Source organism: Corallococcus sp. CA041A, assembly GCF_003612075.1.
GTDB lineage: Bacteria > Myxococcota > Myxococcia > Myxococcales > Myxococcaceae > Corallococcus > Corallococcus exiguus.
The window spans coordinates 1-383 of the sequence record NZ_RAWF01000779.1 but is presented as its reverse complement, the minus strand read 5'-3'; the positions used below and the strand labels follow the sequence as shown (position 1 = coordinate 383).

Sequence of the window (383 nt, the reverse complement as noted above, 5' to 3'; positions counted from 1 at the left end):
TCCCAATGGACTTCAGCGGCCTGTTGGTCGATGAAAGCGAAGGTGGGCGCCCACCGCCAAGGGCCTAGTTCGGCAAGTGTTTCATCGATTGTTACGTTGGAATCGCCGGCCACAACGCGGTACCTACCGTCACCGGGAAAGCGGGTCCGAAGGGCGACGTCCAATTCAGAGGCAAGCGGGTTAAGCTCGCAAAACCGGAGCCGCGTGAAAGGTGGATCGGCTTTCATAGCGATAAGAGAAGAGCCATCAAATTTCTCTCCCATGTCGCGGTCTATGTTCTCGGGCTGGCCCGCCATCAAGTCGAGGTAAATTCGTTCACGAGAAGTCTGACTAGCCCTGTTGAAGGCCGGGAGGTACCCGGCAAGTATCTCCAGTTTGTTTCG

Annotated in this window: 1 protein-coding gene; it reads right to left on the bottom strand. The window is 56.4% G+C overall.

The annotated features are described in order from the left end of the window. A partial coding sequence (gene tcmP / locus D7V77_RS43040) for a three-Cys-motif partner protein TcmP (RefSeq protein WP_120581799.1) occupies positions 1-383 on the bottom strand: 383 nt, incomplete at both ends.